Raw genomic sequence first — 20,846 nt, 5'->3', positions numbered from 1 at the left:
TTCGGGCTGGGGCGAGTGACTTTGGAAAGACCCGCTCTTTTCAAAAAATGCACCAAAGGTCTTCTCCCCCGCCAATCCGCTGGCTTCGCCAGTCCCCTCGGGCCTGAGCCAACGTCGGACGGGCCGCCGCAGACGGCACTTTGGCCTACGCCAACCATGGCTTCGGCCAAAGCCCGCTTCGAACATCCTTGTTCTCGCGCCAAATTGGGGTCGAGCTGTGCTCACCCTGACCCGATTTGGCCCCTGTCCGCTGCGGCTACGCCATCATCCCTGATGGCGTCCCTGACGTTGGCTCTGACCCTCGGCGGGTTGGAGGGGGGAATCAATACCGTGCCCACCTGCGGCTTGGGTGCTTAATACGAAATTCGGGCATGGGGTGGAACTCAACTTCGAAGGGGTCGGCCAGCAGAGCCGGGTGCAGATCCAGCTCGACGACGTTGGCGCCAAGCGGCTGGTGACGGCGTATGCCAGATTGGAGGCGCTCTGATTATCCCCTGCCTTTTAGTTGTATCAACCCAGCTTAGGTCGGGTTGTTTTTATAACTGTTATCAAAAATCTTTAAGGGGGGGGCCGTCTGTGTTTCACTATTCGAATCGAACCTCTCACTCCCAGTACGAGGCGTGACACAAATCACGGTCTAGATATTAATCTGTGTCCATAAGCATGATAAACATCTTATTATGATACAACCATCGTCTATTGCTTTATATAGAGTGTTGAGCCAAATTATTGCAAACCATTTTCGAATGATAACTGCGGCTTTATCATCTAGAGGATATATATGAGTAATAATGTCACTTCTAAATCAAATCCATTTGGTGATACTACAGCAGAAAATGATAGACCAATGCTGAGTAGTGCATTTATCGAGACCGCAGATTTTAGAGCATTAATCGAGACAGATGATAGAACAGTAGTGGTTGGAAGACGTGGGACAGGCAAAAGCGCATTGTTCATTCAGTTACATGAGCATTGGAAAAAAGATAGAAAAATATTGGTGTTAAGCTTCTCTCCTGATGACACACAAATAATCGGTTTTCGATCTATGTTAAAACCATTTACTGGGTCATTTAATTTAGCTCGTGCAGCAACTCGGTTATTATGGCGTTACGCTATATTAATGGAGATAGCATCACATATATCATCGCATTATAAACTTTCATCACACATTGCATCAGATGTAGTACTAAGTGAACACACTAAACGATGGATATCAGTGCATGGTGATATATTAAGGCGATGCAGGGTTATTGCGAAAGAATATTTAGATGAAACAAACCCAGAGGAATCCATTGGGGATTTGCAGTTTAATTTAAAAATATCTGAAATTGAAGCCAGTATTATAAAGCTTCTTACTGGTGCTGATCGGCGAGTTATTATATTAATGGATAAACTCGATGAGGCTTATGAGCCAGACAACCTAGGAATTGGAATCATTGCGGGACTTACATATGCCTCAATTGAATTAAACCAGAAAACCAATTGTATCAGACCAATTATATTTTTAAGAGACAATATATTTCGAGCCTTATCAAAGGAGGATCCGGATTACTCAAGAAATATTGAGGGGCAAGTTATTCGATTACACTGGGACTGGGCACAGTTATTGATGCTCTCTGCAAAAAGAATGAAGGTTGCATTTTGTCTAGATATTGAAAAGGATCAGCGAGTTTGGGATAGATGCGCTGCTGATGACCTAAAGGGGCGAAATGGATTTAAAAGATGTCTTCAGTTTACGCTGTACCGGCCAAGAGATTTACTTTCATTACTAAATGAGGCATTTTTTTCAGCCTTTAGAGAGGGGCGGCAAATAATTATAAGTTCTGATCTAGAATATGCCGCCAAATCTATTTCAATGGCAAGGTTGGAAGATTTGTGGAAAGAATATCAAAAAATATTTCCATCTATTCAGCTAATAACTAGCCTATTCAGAAATATTGAACCGGAATTAACCGTTTATACATGTTTAAAACGAATTGAAGCATCTCAAGAAGTAATTGATGATTGTGAAGATCCCAAAATAATTTCCGAGGTGAGATTATTAAAGTCAAGTGGGATACTACAGAGCCTATATAGTGTCGGATTCATCGGTATATATGACAAAAACACATCCTCTTTTTCATTTTGTCATGATGGCAGAACTCCCGATAAGGGATTCGAGAATGATGATCGTCTATTAATTCATCCATGCTATTGGCTAGGGTTAAATCTAAATAAAAATGCGCTTACTCCGGAAGAAGCTGAGGAAATAAATGATGAATATGATATCAGTGTGGTGTCTGAGAACTCAGCTATAAGAAATAAAACCATTGGCCAAATAACTACGCATTTAGATCAGATTCCTCATGGTGTTGAAGGTGCTGTTGAATTTGAACAGTGGTGCTTGGATGCATTAAGGATTGTATTTGCCTCGCACCTGACAGATATAAAAAAACATCCAAATGGTAGCGCGGTTCAAAGAAGAGACATTATAGGGACAAATGGAGGGAAATCTGATTTTTGGAAGAGAGTTTTAGAGGACTATAAGGCTAGGCAAGTTGTATTTGATGCAAAAAATTATTCTGATTTGGGCGCTTCAGAATATAGGCAATTACAATCATATTTGACTGGTGTCTATGGAAAGCTTGGATTCATAATTAATAGGGATGATGATGAAGTATTGAAAGCAGGCAAAGATTTAGACTGGACAAGAGAAATGCATCAGTCACATCAGGCTTTGATAATAAAACTGCCCGCTAAATTCATATCTAAATTATTACAGAAATTAAGAAATCCAGAAAAACATGATGCGATTGATAGCCAAATGGGGAAATTGCTTACTTTATACGAAACCTCATATATGGCGATAAAAAGTACTCAAAGAAAAAGAAGATAACAAACTCCGCAAGTTGTAGATTATTGGCCGTAGGTTCGATTTGTTAAGTAACACTCGAACATTGCGTTATGAGAGGTTTACTCCAGCATATCTACGGCCCATCTTCTCACCAATCCTGCGGATAGATGCTGCTTGCCACATAGAGATGGAAGGTGGAATACGGCCAATCGGCCACCCGGGTGACATGACCATGCTTGAGCGGGTTGATATGGGCGTCATCCATATGGAGGATTCTGCTCATCCTGGGTCAGGTGTTCCCAATAATGGCGTTGCCAGATGCCCCGCTCCCCGTGGCGTAAACGGGTCTGGCTTACCTCAACTGAAACGCCTTGACGATAAATTCGATAAAGAGCCGCACCTTGGGGGACTGCTCCTTGTGGAAGGGGTAGACGGCGAACAGGGCGTGGGGGTCGGGTTGCCAGTCGGGGAGCAGCTTCACCAGGGAGCCGTCCGCCAGTTCGCTCGACACGAACTCTTTGGGCACCAGGATCACCCCAAGCCCCTGCACGGCCGCCTGTTTCAGGGCGATGCCGTTGTTGGCGCAAAAGCTGGCGGGCTTCAATTCCACCGCCACGCTCTCCGCGTCCCGGGTGAAGAACCACTTGCGGGGGGAGGACGAGAGGCTGTAGAGCAGGCAGTTGTGGCCCTTGAGATCCTCAGGGCGGGCGGGCTGGCCCACCTCCTCGAGGTAGTCGGGGGCGGCGCAGAGCACTCGCCGCACCTCGCACAGGGGTTTGGCGCGCAGGGTGGAGTCATCGAGCGCAGCAGCCCCCCGGATCACCACATCCAGCCCCTGATCCACCAGGTCCATGTAGGCGTCGCTCAGGATCACCTCGATGCTGATCGCCGGATAGCGGCGCTGGAACTCGCAGATCAGCGGGTTGAGCCGGATCAGCCCGTAGGACATGGGCACGCCGACCCTCAGCCTGCCCCTGGGGGTGAAGGAGGCGGCCATGATGGACTGGTCGGCGGCCTCCAGGCTGTCCAGCACGCCGCATATCTGGCCGTAGTAGGCCATGCCGGATTCGGTGACGCTCAGCCGCCTTGTGGTGCGGTTGATCAGCGCAATGCCGAGAAAGGCTTCCAGCTCGTTGATGTTCTTGCTGACCGCCGCCTGAGAGAGGTGCAGGGCATCCGCCGCCGCCTTGAAGGTGCCCATCTCCACCACCCGGCGAAAGACGTTCAGCGCCGTGATCTTGTTCATCCTGCCCCCGTTAATTCACCACTGGTAAATGATGGTGCCATCATTGCGCACTTTAATCGCGATAGTGCGAATTGCAAGGGGGGCCATCGGCAGCCCGCCATCATGGAAACGCGGGGCATGACGAGGCGGCCGGGCTGCTGCCCGACCGCCTGCTCCATGGAGGAGGCTTATTGCGCCTTGCCCGGGGCGGGGGGCAGGGTGATGCCGACATCGGCCCAGGGGTTGGTGCCGAGCAGTTGGGCGTGGGGCACGTCGGCCTGGTAGCGCATGGTGAACGCCTCGGGGCCGTGGGCGAAGGCCACCAGCAGCCCCTGTTTGGCGTCCATCAGCCCGGCGTGCATGCCGAGCCCGTGATAGCTGACTCGCACGGCCTTGTCCTCCAGGCCCACCTTGTCTATCTGGAAGCGGGCAATGCTGCCGTCTTTGAGGGTAAAGCCCCAGCGGAAAGGCCCGCCGCTGACCACAGTCATCACCTCGTCGATGTCGGTGCCGTCCTCTGCGGAGTTGACGTGCATGCGGCCATATTTGCCGAGCACGGCGCTGCGGGTGTGCTCGTCCAGCGCCATCAGGTCATAGACCTTGGGGTAGGGGCCGACGCCTGTCTCTTCGGTGGCGACGCCGCCCCCTTGCACCGCGGGCTCGCGCCCTGCGAGCCTGGCCTGCTCCAGCAGCTCGGCCTGACTCAGGTTGAAGGCCGCAATCAGGGCGCCGTGCTCAGCCTTGGTCAAGGCGCGGCGGTGGGAGGCTTCGAGCAGCGGCCTGGCCGCGTCGGGAATGTCGACGGTGACCACGTTGACGCCTATGGGGTTGAGCACCCCGTTGACCGCCTCGACCCCGCTGACGGCGGGGCGGCCATCGCTGAACTGCACCGAGACAAGGTCGCTGGCGAAGGTGTTGAAAGAGAGGGCCGAGGCGATGGCGCCGGCCAGCAAAGCGACTTGGGGGAATTTCATATCAGACTCCTCGTTAAGGTTCGAGAAGCAGTCTAGGGCGCTGCAGTGTTCACTGAAATGGCACTCTGTTGATATGAAAATTCACTAGAAGTAATGAATGGCAGGGGGAGAGGGGGCGGGAGCTGCCGGCATGTGAGCGAGGCGCTCTCTGCCGGCGTGGGGGGGGCAGGAAGGGGGAAGGGGAGGTCTGCCGTCCATGCCGTACTACCGCCTGGGCAAATAAAAAGCAAAAGGTGATGATCCAGTCATTAGCGAGCTGCATATGCCCGTGGGGACCAACCAATGGAGAATGACCAGATGAAATGGATTCAACGTTGTGCCGCACTGGCTATGGTATTGGGTCTGGCCGCATGCGGAGGCAGTGAAAATGACAGCAGTCCGCCCAATGCCGCCATCAGGATCAGCCACTTAGCCCCGGATGCCCCCAAGGTGAATGTCAATGTCGACGGTGCGCCTTTGCTGACGGCCGTCGACTATGGCGCAAGCAGCGGGCTCAAGGCGGTTGCCGCTGGCAGCCACGAGGTGGCGGTAGACGGGATCTTGCCGAGCGGCACCGCGACCGTCATAGGGCCGGTCTCCCTCGACCTCAAACCCGACACCCAGTACGACGTGCTGGCAGTGGGCAAGCTGGCTGGCAGTGGTGATACCGCCTTCGGCCCGCTGGTGATTGAGCGACCGAACCAGGGGCCAACGGGGGGCGATATTCGCGTGCAGGTGCTGCATGCCGCACCGGGTGCTCCGGCCGTCGACATCCATGTCACCGCGCCGGGGGCCGCCCTGACCAGCCCGACGCTGGCCAATATTCCGTTCAAGACCCATAGCGACCCCCTCACTCTGCCGGCAGGCGAATACCAGATCAGGCTGACCCTGCCGGGGACAGTGGATGTGGTTTATGACTCAGGCCCACTGCCGCTCAATGCCGGGGCTGATCTGCTGATCGCGGCGATCGACAACCTGGGGGCGGGGCCAAGCCCGGTGCAGCTGCTCGCCATAGACGGTGCTGGCGCCACCCCCCTGCTGTCTGCCGATGAGCAGGCTCAGTTGAGGGTGGTCCATGGGGTTGCCGACGCCCCGGCCGTGGATATCCGGGTCAATGGCGTGGCGCCGACCGCAGCCCCGCTGCAGGGATTGGCGTTCAAGGGGAATACCGGCTATCTGGAGCTGGCCGCCGCCGATTATGACTTTGTGGTCACGCCAACCGGGGCCGCTACGCCGGAAGTCATCAATGCCGGCGACGTGCCGCTCAAGGCGGGGGTTCGCTACTCCCTGTTTGCCGTGGGCCAGTTGCTGGATCCTGCCGGTGAAACCATAGAGCCCTTGCTGCTGACCGACAGCGGTCGCGCGGTGGCGACGGAGGCACAACTTCGCGTGCTTCATGCGGCGCCCACGGCACCGGCGGTGGATGTCTATCTGACGACGGGGTCGGACATCAGCAGCGCCACCCCAGCACTCAAGGCGGTGCCCTTCAAGGGGGACAGCGGCTATCTTGCGGTTGCCGCCGGGGATTACCAGGTCACCGTCACCGCCTCGGGTGACAAGAGCCCGGTCATCGGCCCCCTGCCGGTCACCCTGGCCAATGGTCAGGTGCTGACAGCCGCGGCCCTGTCTGACAGCGTCGGTGGCGTGGATCCCGAGCTGCTGATCCTGGACGACGTCAGCAGCAAGTGATGCTCCTCTGCGAGCCAGCCGACTCGCAATCTGACCCAGACTGAGCCCTTCAGTCTGGGTCTTTTTATGGCCTGTCGACATCCTGGCGGAGCTGGAACCCTGGCTATCCGGGGTCGCGATCCAAAAGATGCTGCCAGCATCGAGCCGCAAGGCCCGGGTTGTGGTATGACTCGGGGCGTCACCAAACAGAACCTGTCGGAGGAAGAGACAATGCTGGCGTTGATCACCCAGGCTCACCAAACCTGTTATCCCAATCCCATCGCCTTTCGGGCCGGGGAGCGGGTGCGCACCGGCCACGAGGATGACGAATTTCCGGGCTGGGTGCGCACCTTTACCGCAGATGGCAACGAGGGGTGGGCGCCCCTGACGCTGCTGACCCCGACCGGCGCGGGGGAGGCGCTGGCGCGCCAGGACTATAGCGCCCGGGAGCTGGACGTGGCGGTGGGGGAGCGGGTGAGGGTGGAGCGGGAGCTGGCAGGCTGGCTCTGGGTTCACAACGACGCGGGGGGCTCAGGCTGGATACCGGCAAGCTGCATCGCCTCGCCGTCATAAGGTGGCGTCTGCTCAGGATATGGCTCGAGCCGAGAGAGGAGGGAGAAACCCGGCCACCGGGAGGGGCGCGGCGGCAGGGTGAATTGTAAAGAGTAGGGTGACGAAAAACGGGATCAGCCTAGTCTAATCAACTCGATGGGGGCGTAACGCTCCTGGCTGTTCGCCAGCAGCACGCACTTCTCGTGCTCCGCCTCATAGGGGGTCAGGTTGTCGGTGTGCGCCTCCTTCAGGGTGTCGACCGCGCCGGTGGCGGCAATCATCACCCGTTGGCCCAGGGTCAGCACATTGCGGTTTCTGTCGTAGATCTTCATGGCATTCTCCTTGTGGGATGGTCGCCCCGGCCCGTGCCGGGGCAACGGGCCCCAGACTACGCCCCTCGAAAAACGGGATGCCTGTCACAGATCAAAAAAAGGGGAAAGAGGGACTCGAAGCGGCGCTGGCGCGCTGGCAAGGGGTCGCCGAGGTCGCCACTGCCTGTCGCAGGGCGGGGAGGGCGCCCCCGCTTTTCATCCCCCCGGGCTCGAACTGCAAGGGGGATGCGCTATAGTGGAGCCGCTCGTTTAACTGCCTTCAACCAACCGAGAGTGCATTATGAATCGTGAAATTGCCGCCCAGTTCATCAAGATGCTGACCAACCTGGACCAGTGCCTGGCCAAGGCCGAGGCTCACGCCGAGGCGAAGAAGTTCAATGTGGAGAACTTCTTCAATGAGCGCCTCATCGTCGACATGCTGCCGCTGAGCAAGCAGGTGCTGATCTGCTGTGACAGCGCCCGCGCCCTGGTGGCCACCGCCAGTCTGAGCGAACCGCCGGTGCTGGGGGATGATCCCAAGACCATGGCGGATCTGCGCGCCCACGTGGCCAAGACCCTCGCCTATCTGCAGAGCAAGCTGGAGGCCGACTTCAGCCAGTATGCGAGCGGCCACTACTACCCCTACTGGGCCGGTGGCAAGGGAATGGACGGCCACAGCTGCGTGCACGAGTATGGCATCCCGAACTTCTACTTCCACCTGACCATGACCTATGCCCTGCTGCGCCAGGCCGGGGTGGATCTGGGCAAGCGGGATTACCTGGGTGGCCTGAACCTGCAATAAGAACCCATCCCATCGGGCTAGTTAACTCGCCATGTTGAACCCAGGCAGTGCTCGACATCCTCAGGTACTCCAGTACGCTCCGGTTTCTGCGCGCTGGCTGTGTCCAGACGGCCTTCGATAATGACGCCTATCGGGATAGGTGGTAAGCCGCTGCCCTGCCGGAATAAAGAGAGCCTGCCATCCGGCAGGCTCTCTGCTTTTTGGGGCTCCCGCATCCCCGGGATGGCGCCGGCTTATTCGCTCGGGAGCTCCGGCTCCACCAGGGCGGCGAGCTGGGTCAGGGACTCCTGCCAGCCGAGGTAGCACATCTCGACCGGGATGGCCGCCGGGATCCCCGCCTGTTCGATGGCGAGATCGGTGCCGCACAGCACCTGGGTGAGGGTGATGGTGACCTGCATCTCCCCGGGCAGATTGGGGTCGTCGAAGCGGTCTGTGTAGCGGATGCGCTTGCCCGGCTCCAGCTCGAGATACTCGCCGCCGAAGGCATGGCTGTGGCCGGTGGCGAAATTCGAGAATGCCATGCGAAAGCTGCCGCCGACGCTGGCCTCCAGCTGCGCCACCTTGCAGGTGAAGCCATGGGGCGGCAGCCATTTGGCCAGGGCGTCCGTCTCGATAAAGGCTCTGTATACCCGCATCGGCGGGGCCTTGAGTACGCGGTGCAGTGTCACGGTTCCAGTGGTCATGAGGGATACCTCCTCGGTGGGTCCGCAGCAAGAATAGTCGCCCACGCCGGAGTTGGCCGCTGCCGGGCTTTTTCAGCCGCCGAGGGCTATGGTGGCCAGTACTATGGCGACGCCTGCGGCGGCGAAGAGCACGCCTATCAGCATGGGGCGGGGGGAGCCGGCATAGCGGGCGAGTCCGTAACCAATCCCCATCAACATCAGCAGGGCGATGGCGTGGGAGAGGCGCAGGGCCGGAACGGGATCCTGCATGAAGATGAAGGGCAGCAACACGGGGAAGGTGGAGAGGAACACCATGAGGAAGACCCCCAGGCTGTTGAGCAGATCATTCCAGCGCCAGATGCCCCCCTGACCCAGCTCGGGGCGTTGTTGCAGACGCACCTGCCACTCCCTGAGTTCAGGGTCGCGGCAGATCGCCGCCAGCGGGCCGGGCAGGGCGTCTCGCAGCGCCGCTATCCCCCTCTCGTCACCGGGTGTCAGCAGGCGCAACTGCTGCAACAACCGCAGGGCTCGGCTTCGTTCGGTCAGGGTGGTGATGAGGTAGACGATGGCATCTATCATGCCCCAGGCGATGTTGCAGCCGATGCCGGCGATCAGCAGATCCCTGATCTCGGTGCGCCCCGCCTCGAGCGCGTTGAAGCACCCTGTGAAGGTGAGCACCATCAGCAGGCCGAACAGGATCTCCGAGTAGCGGGAGATGGGGTCTATGGGGGAAAAACGGGGTGGGTTCATGGGGCTGTCTCTGGATGGACGTTGAGACATGAGCATGGAAGCGGCCCACGGCAAGATCAAGGAGACCCGGTGCGCCAGCCAGGTGCCGTCAAGCCTGGCGCAGCGGATGGCCCCTGCTGCGGTCATGATCCCTGTCCTGCGTCGTACTTCTTCGCTAACACAGTGATTTTTCAGCGGATTGGCGAGGAGTTGATCAAGGTAGAGGTTATTGCCGCCGTTCGCTCATATAATCGCCGCCATGCAAGCGACTCGGAAGGATTCGATGACAAAGCTGATGGTGGCCCTGCTGGGGTTGTTTTACGGCTGCCTGGTGTGGGCCAACCCCGTTCCCTTCGTGGCCAGTCCGTCACCGGTGCAGGGGAAGATGGAGCCGCTGCTCTCCTGGTTCACCGGCGAGTTCTCCAGCCAGGAGCAGGCCGGTTACGACCCGCGTTTCACCAGCGCCGAGCTGCGCCTGGTGGAGATCTGGCCCGGAGAAGGCCCCTTTCGCTGGGTCTATGCCGAACAGTTCCTGACCGAGCGGGCGGTGCGCCCGTTCCGTCAGCGCATCTACCGTTTCTCCCCGCTGCCCGATGGCCGCATCCTGATGGCCGAGCTGACCATGCCGAGGGCCACGGATTTCGCCGGCGCCTGGCGTCAGCCCGAACTGCTCGACTCCCTCACCCCGCAACAGCTCTCCCTGCGCCAGGGCTGCGAGATCTGGCTGACCCGCCAGGCCAGCGGAGAGTACGCGGGCCACAGCAAGGTCGGCAGCTGCGCCACCGACTTTGGCGGCGCCACTACCCTGGTGCAGTACCTCTGGATAGGCCCCAACAGCGTCAGGCTGCTGGACAGGGCCTATGACAACGGCGCCCGCCAGCGCTGGGGCAGCCCGGGGGAGGGGTATCTCTACCTGCGCAAGGTAAAGCAACGGGGGGAGTGACCCGGGCGGCGCCGCATCACGTTGGCATCTCCCGCTGCTGGCGGTGCTCGCTGAGGTCGCCGCTTCGCAGCCGCTCGCCCGCCCAGCCCCGTTTATGTCGCGAGCCCGGGCCAGTGCGCCTGGAGGTCGATGAGGATGGAGAGGCTGACCGCCCCGAACAGCAGACCTGTGACCAGGTTCAGGGGCCGTTGCACCCGGCCGATCAGCCGCTGGGCCCGGGCGGTGGAGAGGCTCCAGGCCAGCAGCCCGAACCAGGCCAGGGAGAGCAGGAAGAGCTCCAGGATCAGCAGGCCCCGGGTCAGGCCATCCACCTGGGGTGTCACCATGGCCGCCAGCAATCCCATGAAGAACAGCAGCGCCTTGGGGTTGAGCAGGTTGGTGGCGATCCCGGCTCTTAGCCCCCGATTCCAGCCCTGCAACTCCCCGCCAGCCCGCAGTGCCTGGGTGGCGGCGCTGCGGCGCGCCGCCTTGATGGCCCCCCAGCCGAGCCAGCCCAGATAGAGGGCACCCACCACCTTCACCGCCAGGAACAGCCAGGGCTGGCTCGCGATCAGCAGGCTGATGCCGGTGAGGCTGAGGGTGGCGTGCAGCAGGATGGCGATGGCGATGCCAAGCGCGGCCCCGAGCGCCGTGGGCCTGTGCAGGCTGGTGCGCAGGATCAGCGCGAAATCCGGGCCCGGGCTCGCCAGGGCGATCAGGTGGATGAGACCTATGGTCAGAAACAGGCTGGTGAACATGGCATACCTCGCTACAAAGATGAGGCAGCAGCATGGGGGATGGGGGCAGGGGCTGGCTTGTAAAAGATTGCAGCGGGATCGGTCAGCCGGGGAGCATCTGCTGACGGTAGTCCGCCGGGGTCAGCCCGAAGGCCTGGCGGAAGCCGTGGTGGAAGTGGCTCTGATCGAAGAAACCGACCGCCAGCGCCACCTCGCTCACCGGCAGACCGCGGGCGAGCAGGTGCTTGCCGCGCTCGAGACGCAGCCGCTTGAGCCAGGCGTAGGGGGTCATGCCGGTCTTTTTCTTGAACTGGCGCAGGAAGGCGAAGCGATCCAGCCCGAACAGGGAGGCCAGATCCTCCAGGCTGTGGTGCCCGTCCAGCTGGCCCAGCAGGTAGTCGCGCAGGAATCTTATCTGGGGATCCGCCAGGGCATGGCGCTCCGGTGCCAGGTGCAGCAGCTCGCCGAGCAGGGCCAGGAGCTGGCTTTCCGCCAGCAGGGCGTCGGGCTCGGGCTGATCCAGATACATGTGCAGCCGGGCGAAGCCCTGATAGAGGTCGGGGCGGCTCTGCAGCCCCTTGTCGAAGAAGGGTTCCGGCTTGTCTGGCAGCCAGCGGGCCAGTTGCTCGGGGGCGATGGCGAACACCCGCACCTCGTACCCTTCCGGCAGCAGGCTGAGGCCGTCGTGCATCTCGTCCGGGTTGACGGTGGAGAGCTGGCCGCGCACCAGGTTGTGGCTGCTGCCCTTGTGGATGAACTTCTGGCCGCCCTGCTGCACCAGACCAATGTGGTAGTCCAGGTGCACGTGGCGGCCATAGCTGAACTCCCTGTGATGGGAGTGGGAGAGTTCAACCCCCGGCAGCAGCCGGGATTGCCAGTAGTGGATGCGGGATTGGGGGGCGTTCATCCCCTATTGATAACCCGAAAGCCGCCCCTTGGCTTGTAGATTATTGCGCCGGCGTCTCAGCCAGCCTCCTGGCGCCGCTTGCCGCTGCGCAACCCGTCCAGGCTGAACAGCACAAGGGCGCTCCAGATGCAGCCGAAGGTGATCATCTTGTCCAGCGCCAGCGCCTCCCCGTAGAGGGTGACCGCCAGGATGAACATCAGGCTGGGGCCTATGTACTGGAAGAAGCCCAGGGTGGAGAGCTTGAGCCGGGTGGCGGCGGCGGTGAAGCAGAGCAGGGGCGCCGTGGTCACGACCCCGGCGGCGATCAGCAGCAGGTTCAGGTGCCAGTCGTTTTGCGTGAGGTGGCTGGTGGGGCTGTCGGCGAATCCCCACAGGTAGATGGCCGCCGGCGGCAGCATGATCATGGTCTCGATCAGCAGGCCGGTGAGGGCATCCAGGGCCAGCTTCTTGCGGATCAGGCCATAGATGGCGAAGCTCGAGGCCAGCACCAGGGCTATCCAGGGCAGGGAGCCGAAGGCGATGAGCTGGACGGCAACCCCTATCACCGCCAGTCCCACCGCCCACCACTGCAGGCGGCGCAGCTTCTCGCTCAGAAACACCATGCCGAGCAGCACGTTGAACAGCGGGTTGATGTAGTAGCCGAGGCTGGCATCCAGCATGTGACCGTTGTTGATGGCCCAGATGAACAGCAGCCAGTTGCCACCGACGGTGACCGAGGTGAAGGCCAGGGTGAGCAGCACTTTTGGCTGGCGCAACACCGCCTGCACCTTGTGCCACTGGCGGCCGAGCAGGGTCAGCACCATCAGCAGGACGCAGGACCAGATCATGCGGTGGGTCAGGATCTCGGCGGCCGGGACGGCGGAAATGGTCTTGAAGTAGATGGGCGCCAGGCCCCAAAGGGTATAGGCGCACAAGGCATAGATGATGCCCTGACGCTGGATCTGTTGCTGCATGCGTGAATGTTGCCTTATGGCTTGTTGGGGGTGATGGAGATCACAAGGCAATGAGTGTAACGAGTACCGTAGCGGGATCAAAGAACCATGTTTTAATGTGAATTATTTTGCTCAAAATAAACTGAAGGATCTCTTTTTGAGTAATATAATTCTCAAAATATAAAAGATGTCATAGTTTTGAGCAAAATAACTCACATGGCGAGGCGTGATGGAACTGACTATCCAGATTTATGGTGACAAGGGGTGGTGTGATGCAGCCCGTTTGCGGCTGAATGAGGGAGGGAAGCGCTCGGTCCGGCTCGCCTATGAGTTTGATTATGCCCTTGAACATCTGCATCAAACACAGGGATGGCACGCCTGTGCCTTGAGGTACCCCATTGAGCTGATGATCCCTCATGATGGTGGCTGGTTTCGTTTTCTCGATGACATTATGCCAGCGGGCAGTGCGCGCCGTTACTGGGTCAGGCAGCTCGACATCGGACATTTGGGTGAAGAGGGACAAGACCGTACCCTTCTGGCTCTCGGTACTATTGCTCCGATCGGAAACTTGCGCATCAAGGAGGCTGTAGAGAGAGTCGCGACTCAGATACCCGAGCAGAGCCGGGTCACACAACTGCGCTTCCCTGTGGCGATGGTATTGGAACGTGATACCGACTTTCTGGAATATGCCCAGCAGATGGGGGCCGCCAGCGGTGGTGCGACTGGGGCCGGTGGAGAGGCTCCCAAGCTGTTGTTGCGACAAAATCGCAATCAGGAGGTGTGGATAGACACTTTTCAGGATGACCCCTACTGCCTGGATGAGTTCTATCTGGTCAAGTTCCCGCGTAACAATCGCAGCGCCATTGACCAGGATATCCTCAGAGCTGAGTATCACTATTATCAAGAACTTAATGCTTTGGGGATCGATACGATACCGATTCATGGCATGCGTCTTGACGAAGGGAGCAAATACCCTTCGTTGTGGCTTCCCCGCTTTGATGTAGCGGTGCAGGAGCAAAAATTGGTTCGCTTCGGAGTGGAATCTGTCTATAGCGTGATGGACGCTGCCCCAGGCTCGGACCTTAACCATCTGGATATTCTCGATACCTTGCTGCCCATGCTGGAGGGGGAGGCCCGACAGCGTAACACTCGTTTCAACAGCGCTGCATTTGTGATCGAGTGGGTCAGACGCGACTTGCTCAACGTGGTCTTTGGAAATTCGGACAACCATGGCCGCAATACGGCATTGCTCAAGAGCGACGAGGGGATCTGGCTCGCGCCAGTCTACGACTTTGCCCCCATGAAAGCCGATCCAGAGGGGATCCGTCGCACGACACAGTGGGGGTTGGGGCTCGAAGAGGGAGGGCAGTTTGATTGGGTGGCCATTGCGCAACGCCTGTCACACAGGGTTGAGCCTGACATCTTGTTGGCATCGTTGACCGAGCTGGCACTAAGGCTCAAGGGGTTACCGGAACGCTTGGCTCGACGTGGAGTGCCCGTTTCCATCCTGAATATGCCGACATTCAATTTCAATACGCTCGATGAAAGACTGACGGTCTGGATTGAGCAGTGGGGGGCATGAGGATGAAGAAACTATCTATAGAGGAGCGTGAGGAGCTGCTGCGTGAACTGTTGGTCAAGTTGCATCGTGGCGTCATCCACGAAGGCGACTTGCTACGCAAGTTGCGCAAAGAGATGCTAGGGATGGATCAGGAGGGCTATGCCAGTCTCATTGGAATCAGTCGACGCACCTTGTCAGCAATCGAACGCAATACTGCCACTCCTTCAATGAAGACGGTCGATCAAGTATTCCGGCCATTTGGATTGAAGATGAGGCTGACACCATTGAACTTGGGTTTGCAAAAACAGATTGCCGAACAACTGGTTGATGATGAGTAGGAATGATCAACGTCCACGGCGGATCTTCTCTACATCCATGAGCAACCACAGCATGAGCGCGATGGCGGAGATCCAGGGACCCCAGGTCACATAGGCCTCACCCTGCCCCAGCATGAAGAAAAGCAGCGGCAGACCCACTACCAGAAACAGTACACTTCCCAGAAAAAACAGCATTTTTATCTTTATATTTAAGGGCTTGTCTATTTGATGATTATATCGATTGAGGCCGTTGAGGAAAGGGTAAAAATGAAAAAGGGGGATTTCTCCCCCTTTGTTGTCTGATCTCGTCATATTCGACGCTAATCGAGCTGGATCCAGGTGCTTTTCAGCTCGGTGTACTTCTCCAGGGCGTGCAGTGACTTGTCGCGGCCGTTGCCGGACTGCTTGAAGCCGCCGAACGGCATCGTCATGTCGCCCCCATCCCAGTTGTTGACGAAGACGGTGCCGGCGCGCAGGGCGCGGGAGCCCTTGACCGCCTTGTTGAGATCCGCCGTCCAGATCGCCGCCGCTAGGCCGTAGTCGGTGTCGTTGCCAAGGGCGATGGCCTCTTCGAGGGTGTCGAAACCGGTCACCGCCAGCACAGGGCCGAAGATCTCCTCGCGGAAGATGCGCATCTTTGGGATCACGTCGTCAAAGATGGTGGGCTCGATATAGAAGCCGCCACTCTCTGTGTGGGTGCGCTTGCCCCCCAGCCGCAGTCTGGCGCCCTCCTGCTGGCCGATGGCGATGTAGTTCAGCACCTGCTCCATCTGGATGCCGTCCACCATGGCGCCGATGCGGGTGGCGGGGTCCAGCGGGTTGGCGGCTATCCACTCGCGGGCATGGGCCAGCAGGCGCTCCATGAACTGCGGCTTGATGCTGTTTTGCACCAGCAGGCGGGAGGCGGCGGTGCACACCTCGCCCTGGTTGTAGAAGATGGCTCCCACGGCACTCCTGGCGGCGGCGTCCAGATCAGGCGCATCCGCCAGCACTATGTTGGGGCTCTTGCCGCCACACTCCATAAAGGCGCGCTTGAGGTTGGACTTGCCGGAGCACTGCACCAGATGCTTGCCGATCCTGGTGGAGCCGGTGAAGGTGATGCAGTCCACGTCCATGTGCATGGCCAGCGCCTCGCCCACTGTGTGGCCAAAGCCCGGCAGCACGTTGAAGACGCCGTCCGGGATGCCCGCCTCTTTCGCAAGGCCGGCGATGCGCAGGGCGGTGAGGGGGGATTTTTCGGACGGCTTGAGGATGACGGAGTTGCCGGTGGCCAGCGCCGGGCCCAGCTTCCAGCAGGCCATCACCAGGGGGAAGTTCCAGGGCACGATGGCGGCCACCACCCCGAGCGCCTCCCGGGTCACCAGGGCCAGGGCGGACTCTTCCACCGGGGCGACCTGATCGTAGATCTTGTCGATGGCCTCGGCGTTCCAGGCGATGCAGTTGGCGGCGGCCGGGGCGTCATAGCCCATGGCATCGCCGATGGGCTTGCCCATGTCCAGGGACTCCAGCAGGGCCAGCTCCACCTGGTTGAGGCGCATCAGTTCGGCGAAGCGCTGCATGACGAGCTTGCGCTGTTTCGGGGAGAGCCCGCTCCAGCGCTTGTCATCGAAGGCGGCGCGGGCGGCCTGCACCGCCAGTTCGGCGTCGGCGGCGTCGCAGGAGGCTACCTTGGTCAGCAGCTGGCCGTTGGCCGGGTTGATGCAATCGAAGGTGGCGCCGTTGACGGCATCCCGGTAGCTGCCGTCGATAAAGGCTTGCGAGGGCAGGGTCAGATGGGCGGCCTTGTGTTGCCACTGGGCCAGGGTCAGGTCACTCATGTTCACTCCTTGAACCGGCAAAAAACGTCTTCGCGTATCAATATGCTAAACATCCTGCCGCTTGTAAATCCATCTTGTAACAATTCATTAAACACTTGCCGCTCGGTGCCCGAGGAAAGGCCCCGATCTGCGGCGGACCTTACCCAGGCAGCAGGGCCGTTTCGTGGAGGGGCAAGCGGCCCTGACCACCCATGGGGATCAGAAGCTGGCCGGGGTGTTGGCCGAGATCAGCATGCACTCCTGCTCCCCCACGTTGCGGAAGCGGTGCGGGGTGCGGCTGTCGAAGTAGTAGCCATCCCCGGGGGCCAGCAGGTGTACCTGCTCGCCGACGGTGACCTCCACCTGTCCCCTGATGACGATGCCGCACTCTTCCCCCTCGTGGCTCAGCATGTCGTCGCCGGTGTCGGCCCCCGGGGGCAGTACCTCCTGCATCATGCCGATGGCGCGGTTGGCCCGGCTGTGGCCCACCAGTCGATAGCTGATGGGGTGGGTGCCGAGATCCGGCATGTCGTCCGCGCGGAAGATCACCTCGGAATCCATCTCCGTCTCATCGGTGAAGAAGCTGGCCAGCGACATGGGGATGCCTTCCAGCACCTTGCGCAGCGACGCGACCGAGGGGCTCACCTGATTTTTCTCGATCTGGGAGATAAAACCGTTGGTCACACCGGAGCGCTTGGCCAGCTCGCGCTGGGAGAGGGCCGCCTTGGTGCGAACCGCCTTGAGGCGGTGACCGATATCCATCGATAGACACTCCTTGACTGTTTACTATTATTAAAATTGTGTTAAATATCTTATACCACCCCTGGGGGGTGACACCAAGCAGGGCGATGAAAGGCCCTTTTTTATGGATTCAGGTGTTTAATTTAATAGGCATCAGCCAAGTGTTACTAAACGCCTTAAGGATGAGGTGACCATGAAACCGATTAGCGACATCAATACCCCTTCCGACATGTCCGCCTTCTGGATGCCCTTCACCGCCAACCAGCAGTTCAAGGCGGCGCCGCGCATCCTGAAGTCGGCAGAGGGGATGTATTATCACTCAGAGGATGGCCGCAAGATACTGGATGGCACCGCCGGGCTCTGGTGTTGCAACGCGGGCCATGGTCGGCGTGAGATTGCCGAGGCGGTCTCCCAGCAGATCTCCCACCTCGATTTTGCCCCCACATTCCAGATGGGCCACCCTCTGCCGTTCGAGCTGGCCAACCGGCTGGTGGAGATAGCCCCCAAGGGCTTCGGCCACGTCTTCTATACCAACTCCGGTTCGGAATCCGTCGACACTGCGCTCAAGATAGCGCTGGCCTGGCAGCGGGCCCGCGGTCAGGGCACCCGCACCCGGCTCATAGGTCGCGAGCGCGGCTACCACGGGGTCGGCTTCGGCGGCATCTCGGTGGGGGGCATTCCCGGCAACCGCAAGTGGTTTGGCTCCCTGCTTGGGGGGGTGGATCACCTGCCCCACACCCTCAACATTGGGAAAAATGCTTTTACCAAGGGGCTACCGGAGGAAGATCTCACCCTGGCCGACGAGCTGGAGAAGATCGTCTTCCTCCATGATGCCAGCAACATAGCGGCCGTCATCGTCGAGCCCATCGCCGGCAGCACCGGCGTCATCATGCCCCCCAAGGGCTACCTCAAGCGCCTTCGGGAGATCTGCACCAAACACGGCATCCTGCTGATCTTCGACGAGGTGATCACCGGCTTCGGTCGCCTGGGCTCCCCCTTTGCCGCCCAGGAGTTCGACGTCATCCCCGACCTCATCACCTGCGCCAAGGGGCTCACCAACGGCGCCATCCCCATGGGCGCCGTGCTGGTCCAGAACCACATCTATGACGACATGATGGCCGCCGGCAAGGGCGCCATCGAGCTGTTCCACGGCTACACCTACTCGGGTCACCCTGTGGCCGCCGCCGCGGGTCTGGCGACCCTGGAGATCTACCGCAGCGAGAACCTGCTCCATCGCGCCGCCGATCTGGCGGGCTACTGGGAGGAGGCGGCCCATTCGTTGAAGGGCTGCAAGCATGTGAAGGATGTGCGCAACTACGGCCTGGTGGCGGGCATAGAGCTCGAATCCATGCCGGACGCGCCGGGCAAGCGCGCCTACGAGGTGTTCGTGCGCTGCTTCGAGAAGGGGGCGCTGATCCGGGTGACCGGCGACATCATAGCCCTGTCGCCACCCCTCATCATCGAGCGCAGCGAGATTGACGACCTCTTCACCCTGCTGCAGGACGTGTTGCAGACCCAGGAATAACGTTTCACCCGATTGCATGGCGCCCGCCGGGCGCCCTCTTCCTGTGCCTGATGCCCACGGCCGCGCGCAAGGATGACGCGAATGACCCATCACGGAGGATTTATGAGTTACAGGATCGACAACTTCATCGACGGCGAAACCACAGAGAGTCGCAGCGAGCGTTTCGGCGCCATCTTCGATCCGGCCACCGGCCAGCAGCAGGGCACTGTGGCCCTCTCCACCGCCGCCGAGTGTCTCGATGCCATCGCCAGCGCCGAGCGCGCCTTCGCCGACTGGTCCCAGACCCCGCCGCTGGTGCGGGCACGGGTGATGTTCCGCTTCAAGGAGCTGATGGAGCAGCACAGGGACGAGCTGGCCCGCCTCATCAGCCGCGAGCACGGCAAGGTGTTCTCCGACGCCCAGGGGGAGCTGACCCGGGGGCTGGAGGTGGTGGAGTTTGCCTGCGGCATTCCCCATCTGCTCAAGGGGGAGCACTCCCTCAACGTGGGCCGGGGGGTGGACAGCCACTCCATGATGCAGCCGGTGGGGGTCTGCGCCGGCATCACGCCGTTCAACTTCCCGGCCATGGTGCCGCTGTGGATGTTCCCGGTGGCGCTGGCCTGCGGCAACAGCTTCATCCTCAAGCCGTCCGAGAAGGATCCCTCGCTGGCCCTGCGCATGGCCGAGCTGCTCAAGCAGGCCGGTCTGCCGGACGGGGTGCTGAACGTGGTCAACGGCGACAAGGAGGTGGTGGACGTGCTGCTGACCGATCCGCGTGTACAGGCGGTCTCCTTCGTCGGCTCCACTCCCATAGCCCAGTACATCTATGCCACCGCCTCGGCCCACGGCAAGCGGGTACAGGCCCTGGGCGGCGCCAAGAACCACATGCTGGTGATGCCGGATGCGGATCTCGATCAAGCGGTCTCCGCCCTGATGGGGGCGGCCTACGGCGCGGCCGGTGAGCGCTGCATGGCGATCTCGGTGGCCCTGGTGGTCGGCGATGCCACCGCCGATGCCCTGGTCGCGAAACTCTCGCCCCTGGTGGCGGCCCTGCGGGTCGGACCCGGCCTCGGCCAGAGCCCGGAGAACGAGATGGGCCCCCTCATCAGTCGCGAGCACCTGGCCAAGGTGCGCGGCTACGTGGATCAGGGGGTGACAGAGGGGGCCGAACTGGTGGTCGATGGTCGCGGTGTCAGCCACGGTGAGGGCTACTTTATCGGCGGCAGCCTGTTCGACCGGGTCGGCCCCGAGATGCGTATCTACCGGGAGGAGATCTTCGGCCCCGTGCTCGCCATAGTGCGGGCGCCGGACTACGAGACGGCGCTGCGCCTCATCAACGAACACGAGTACGGCAACGGCACCGCCATCTTTACCTGCGACGGGGATACCGCAAGGGACTTCACCACGCGGGTTCAGGTCGGTATGGTAGGGGTGAACGTACCCATCCCTGTGCCCATGGCGTTTCACAGCTTCGGTGGCTGGAAGCTATCCATCTTCGGGCCGCTCAACATGCACGGGCCGGACGGGGTGCGCTTCTATACCCGGATGAAGACGGTGACTGCCCGCTGGCCCCAGAGCCTGCGGGCCGGCGCCGAGTTCTCCATGCCGACCATGAAATGATCAACATGCAGCAGCTAGCCCTGGCATGGCCCGGCGGAAGGAGTCCGCCGGCGTGTCCCGCTATCCCTGTGAAG

22 protein-coding genes are annotated in these 20,846 nt (G+C 59.9%); 11 read left to right on the top strand and 11 right to left on the bottom strand.

What is annotated here, in order from left to right; genetic code table 11:
- The first annotated feature begins 376 nt into the window (after positions 1–376).
- Positions 377–487, top strand: a complete 111-nt coding sequence (locus tag AAHB08_RS14585) for a DNA helicase II (RefSeq protein ID WP_342059309.1) — start codon at positions 377–379, stop codon at positions 485–487.
- Positions 488–781: 294 nt separating this feature from the next.
- Positions 782–2,875 carry a P-loop ATPase, Sll1717 family gene (locus tag AAHB08_RS14580; protein ID WP_342059308.1) on the top strand — a complete coding sequence of 698 codons (2,094 nt, stop codon included), beginning with the start codon at positions 782–784 and terminating at the stop codon, positions 2,873–2,875.
- Between the two features lie 310 nt (positions 2,876–3,185).
- Here AAHB08_RS14580 and AAHB08_RS14575 read toward each other — a convergent pair whose 3' ends face one another.
- Positions 3,186–4,079 (bottom strand): LysR family transcriptional regulator, encoded by an 894-nt coding sequence (locus tag AAHB08_RS14575; RefSeq protein ID WP_342059307.1) that lies wholly within the window; start codon positions 4,077–4,079, stop codon positions 3,186–3,188.
- A gap of 167 nt (positions 4,080–4,246) precedes the next feature.
- Positions 4,247–5,032, bottom strand: coding sequence for a hypothetical protein (locus tag AAHB08_RS14570; RefSeq protein ID WP_342059306.1), 786 nt, complete (start codon positions 5,030–5,032; stop codon positions 4,247–4,249).
- A 297-nt stretch (positions 5,033–5,329) separates the two neighbouring features.
- On the opposite strand from AAHB08_RS14570, the gene AAHB08_RS14565 reads away from it, so the two are divergent.
- Together AAHB08_RS14565 and AAHB08_RS14560 are read left to right on the top strand one after the other, a co-directional pair.
- Entirely contained in the window at positions 5,330–6,700 is a 1,371-nt protein-coding gene (locus tag AAHB08_RS14565) for a DUF4397 domain-containing protein (RefSeq protein ID WP_342059305.1), read from the top strand.
- Between the two features lie 210 nt (positions 6,701–6,910).
- The gene (locus AAHB08_RS14560; RefSeq protein WP_342059304.1) at positions 6,911–7,252 is read left to right on the top strand and encodes an SH3 domain-containing protein; all 342 of its coding nucleotides are present in this window, start codon (positions 6,911–6,913) and stop codon (positions 7,250–7,252) included.
- A 113-nt stretch (positions 7,253–7,365) separates the two neighbouring features.
- Here the strand turns inward: AAHB08_RS14560 and ydfZ are convergent, their stop codons facing one another.
- Positions 7,366–7,563, bottom strand: coding sequence for a putative selenium delivery protein YdfZ (gene ydfZ, locus AAHB08_RS14555; RefSeq protein ID WP_043132242.1), 198 nt, complete (start codon positions 7,561–7,563; stop codon positions 7,366–7,368).
- Between the two features lie 280 nt (positions 7,564–7,843).
- Here ydfZ and AAHB08_RS14550 point away from each other — a divergent pair, with 280 nt between their 5' ends.
- Positions 7,844–8,344 carry a DUF1993 domain-containing protein gene (locus tag AAHB08_RS14550; protein WP_139437593.1) on the top strand — a complete coding sequence of 167 codons (501 nt, stop codon included), beginning with the start codon at positions 7,844–7,846 and terminating at the stop codon, positions 8,342–8,344.
- A 233-nt stretch (positions 8,345–8,577) separates the two neighbouring features.
- On the opposite strand, the gene AAHB08_RS14545 is transcribed toward AAHB08_RS14550, so the two are convergent.
- Complete coding sequence (locus AAHB08_RS14545) at positions 8,578–9,027, bottom strand: SRPBCC family protein (protein WP_342059303.1); 450 nt, start codon at positions 9,025–9,027, stop codon at positions 8,578–8,580.
- Positions 9,028–9,099: 72 nt separating this feature from the next.
- Positions 9,100–9,756 carry a hypothetical protein gene (locus AAHB08_RS14540; protein ID WP_342059302.1) on the bottom strand — a complete coding sequence of 219 codons (657 nt, stop codon included), beginning with the start codon at positions 9,754–9,756 and terminating at the stop codon, positions 9,100–9,102.
- Positions 9,757–9,784: 28 nt separating this feature from the next.
- Here AAHB08_RS14540 and AAHB08_RS14535 point away from each other — a divergent pair, with 28 nt between their 5' ends.
- Both AAHB08_RS14535 and AAHB08_RS14530 read left to right on the top strand, forming a co-directional pair.
- Positions 9,785–9,922, top strand: coding sequence for a hypothetical protein (locus AAHB08_RS14535; RefSeq protein ID WP_342059301.1), 138 nt, complete (start codon positions 9,785–9,787; stop codon positions 9,920–9,922).
- A gap of 96 nt (positions 9,923–10,018) precedes the next feature.
- The gene (locus AAHB08_RS14530) at positions 10,019–10,678 is read left to right on the top strand and encodes a chromophore lyase CpcT/CpeT (protein WP_193558742.1); all 660 of its coding nucleotides are present in this window, start codon (positions 10,019–10,021) and stop codon (positions 10,676–10,678) included.
- 92 nt (positions 10,679–10,770) lie between these two features.
- Here AAHB08_RS14530 and AAHB08_RS14525 read toward each other — a convergent pair whose 3' ends face one another.
- The 3 genes from AAHB08_RS14525 to rarD all read right to left on the bottom strand — a co-directional run bounded on the left by AAHB08_RS14525 (position 10,771) and on the right by rarD (position 13,254).
- Positions 10,771–11,415: a LysE family translocator gene (locus AAHB08_RS14525; protein WP_139437599.1), complete on the bottom strand. Its 645-nt coding sequence runs from the start codon at positions 11,413–11,415 to the stop codon at positions 10,771–10,773.
- A gap of 82 nt (positions 11,416–11,497) precedes the next feature.
- Positions 11,498–12,301 (bottom strand): AraC family transcriptional regulator, encoded by an 804-nt coding sequence (locus tag AAHB08_RS14520; protein ID WP_342059300.1) that lies wholly within the window; start codon positions 12,299–12,301, stop codon positions 11,498–11,500.
- Positions 12,302–12,357: 56 nt separating this feature from the next.
- Positions 12,358–13,254, bottom strand: coding sequence for an EamA family transporter RarD (rarD, locus tag AAHB08_RS14515; protein WP_342059299.1), 897 nt, complete (start codon positions 13,252–13,254; stop codon positions 12,358–12,360).
- A 208-nt stretch (positions 13,255–13,462) separates the two neighbouring features.
- Between rarD and AAHB08_RS14510 the strand changes: the two genes are divergently transcribed.
- Together AAHB08_RS14510 and AAHB08_RS14505 are read left to right on the top strand one after the other, a co-directional pair.
- The gene (locus AAHB08_RS14510; protein ID WP_342059298.1) at positions 13,463–14,815 is read left to right on the top strand and encodes a type II toxin-antitoxin system HipA family toxin; all 1,353 of its coding nucleotides are present in this window, start codon (positions 13,463–13,465) and stop codon (positions 14,813–14,815) included.
- Positions 14,816–14,817: 2 nt separating this feature from the next.
- Positions 14,818–15,132 (top strand): helix-turn-helix transcriptional regulator, encoded by a 315-nt coding sequence (locus AAHB08_RS14505; protein ID WP_236661792.1) that lies wholly within the window; start codon positions 14,818–14,820, stop codon positions 15,130–15,132.
- Between the two features lie 6 nt (positions 15,133–15,138).
- On the opposite strand, the gene AAHB08_RS14500 is transcribed toward AAHB08_RS14505, so the two are convergent.
- The 3 genes from AAHB08_RS14500 to AAHB08_RS14490 form a co-directional block, all read right to left on the bottom strand.
- Entirely contained in the window at positions 15,139–15,423 is a 285-nt protein-coding gene (locus AAHB08_RS14500) for a hypothetical protein (RefSeq protein ID WP_139437609.1), read from the bottom strand.
- Between the two features lie 8 nt (positions 15,424–15,431).
- Positions 15,432–16,928: an aldehyde dehydrogenase gene (locus AAHB08_RS14495; RefSeq protein WP_342059297.1), complete on the bottom strand. Its 1,497-nt coding sequence runs from the start codon at positions 16,926–16,928 to the stop codon at positions 15,432–15,434.
- Between the two features lie 198 nt (positions 16,929–17,126).
- Positions 17,127–17,669: a cupin domain-containing protein gene (locus AAHB08_RS14490; RefSeq protein WP_139437613.1), complete on the bottom strand. Its 543-nt coding sequence runs from the start codon at positions 17,667–17,669 to the stop codon at positions 17,127–17,129.
- Positions 17,670–17,841: 172 nt separating this feature from the next.
- Between AAHB08_RS14490 and AAHB08_RS14485 the strand changes: the two genes are divergently transcribed.
- Entirely contained in the window at positions 17,842–19,173 is a 1,332-nt protein-coding gene (locus AAHB08_RS14485) for an aspartate aminotransferase family protein (protein WP_342059296.1), read from the top strand.
- Positions 19,174–19,275: 102 nt separating this feature from the next.
- Complete coding sequence (locus tag AAHB08_RS14480; RefSeq protein ID WP_342059295.1) at positions 19,276–20,772, top strand: CoA-acylating methylmalonate-semialdehyde dehydrogenase; 1,497 nt, start codon at positions 19,276–19,278, stop codon at positions 20,770–20,772.
- The last annotated feature ends 74 nt before the right edge of the window (positions 20,773–20,846 follow it).

This window comes from Aeromonas sp. OTU364 (assembly GCF_038440395.1).
Classification (GTDB): domain Bacteria; phylum Pseudomonadota; class Gammaproteobacteria; order Enterobacterales; family Aeromonadaceae; genus Aeromonas.
Note: the sequence above shows the minus strand (reverse complement) of the source record. Positions and strands in the feature narration are given on the sequence as shown.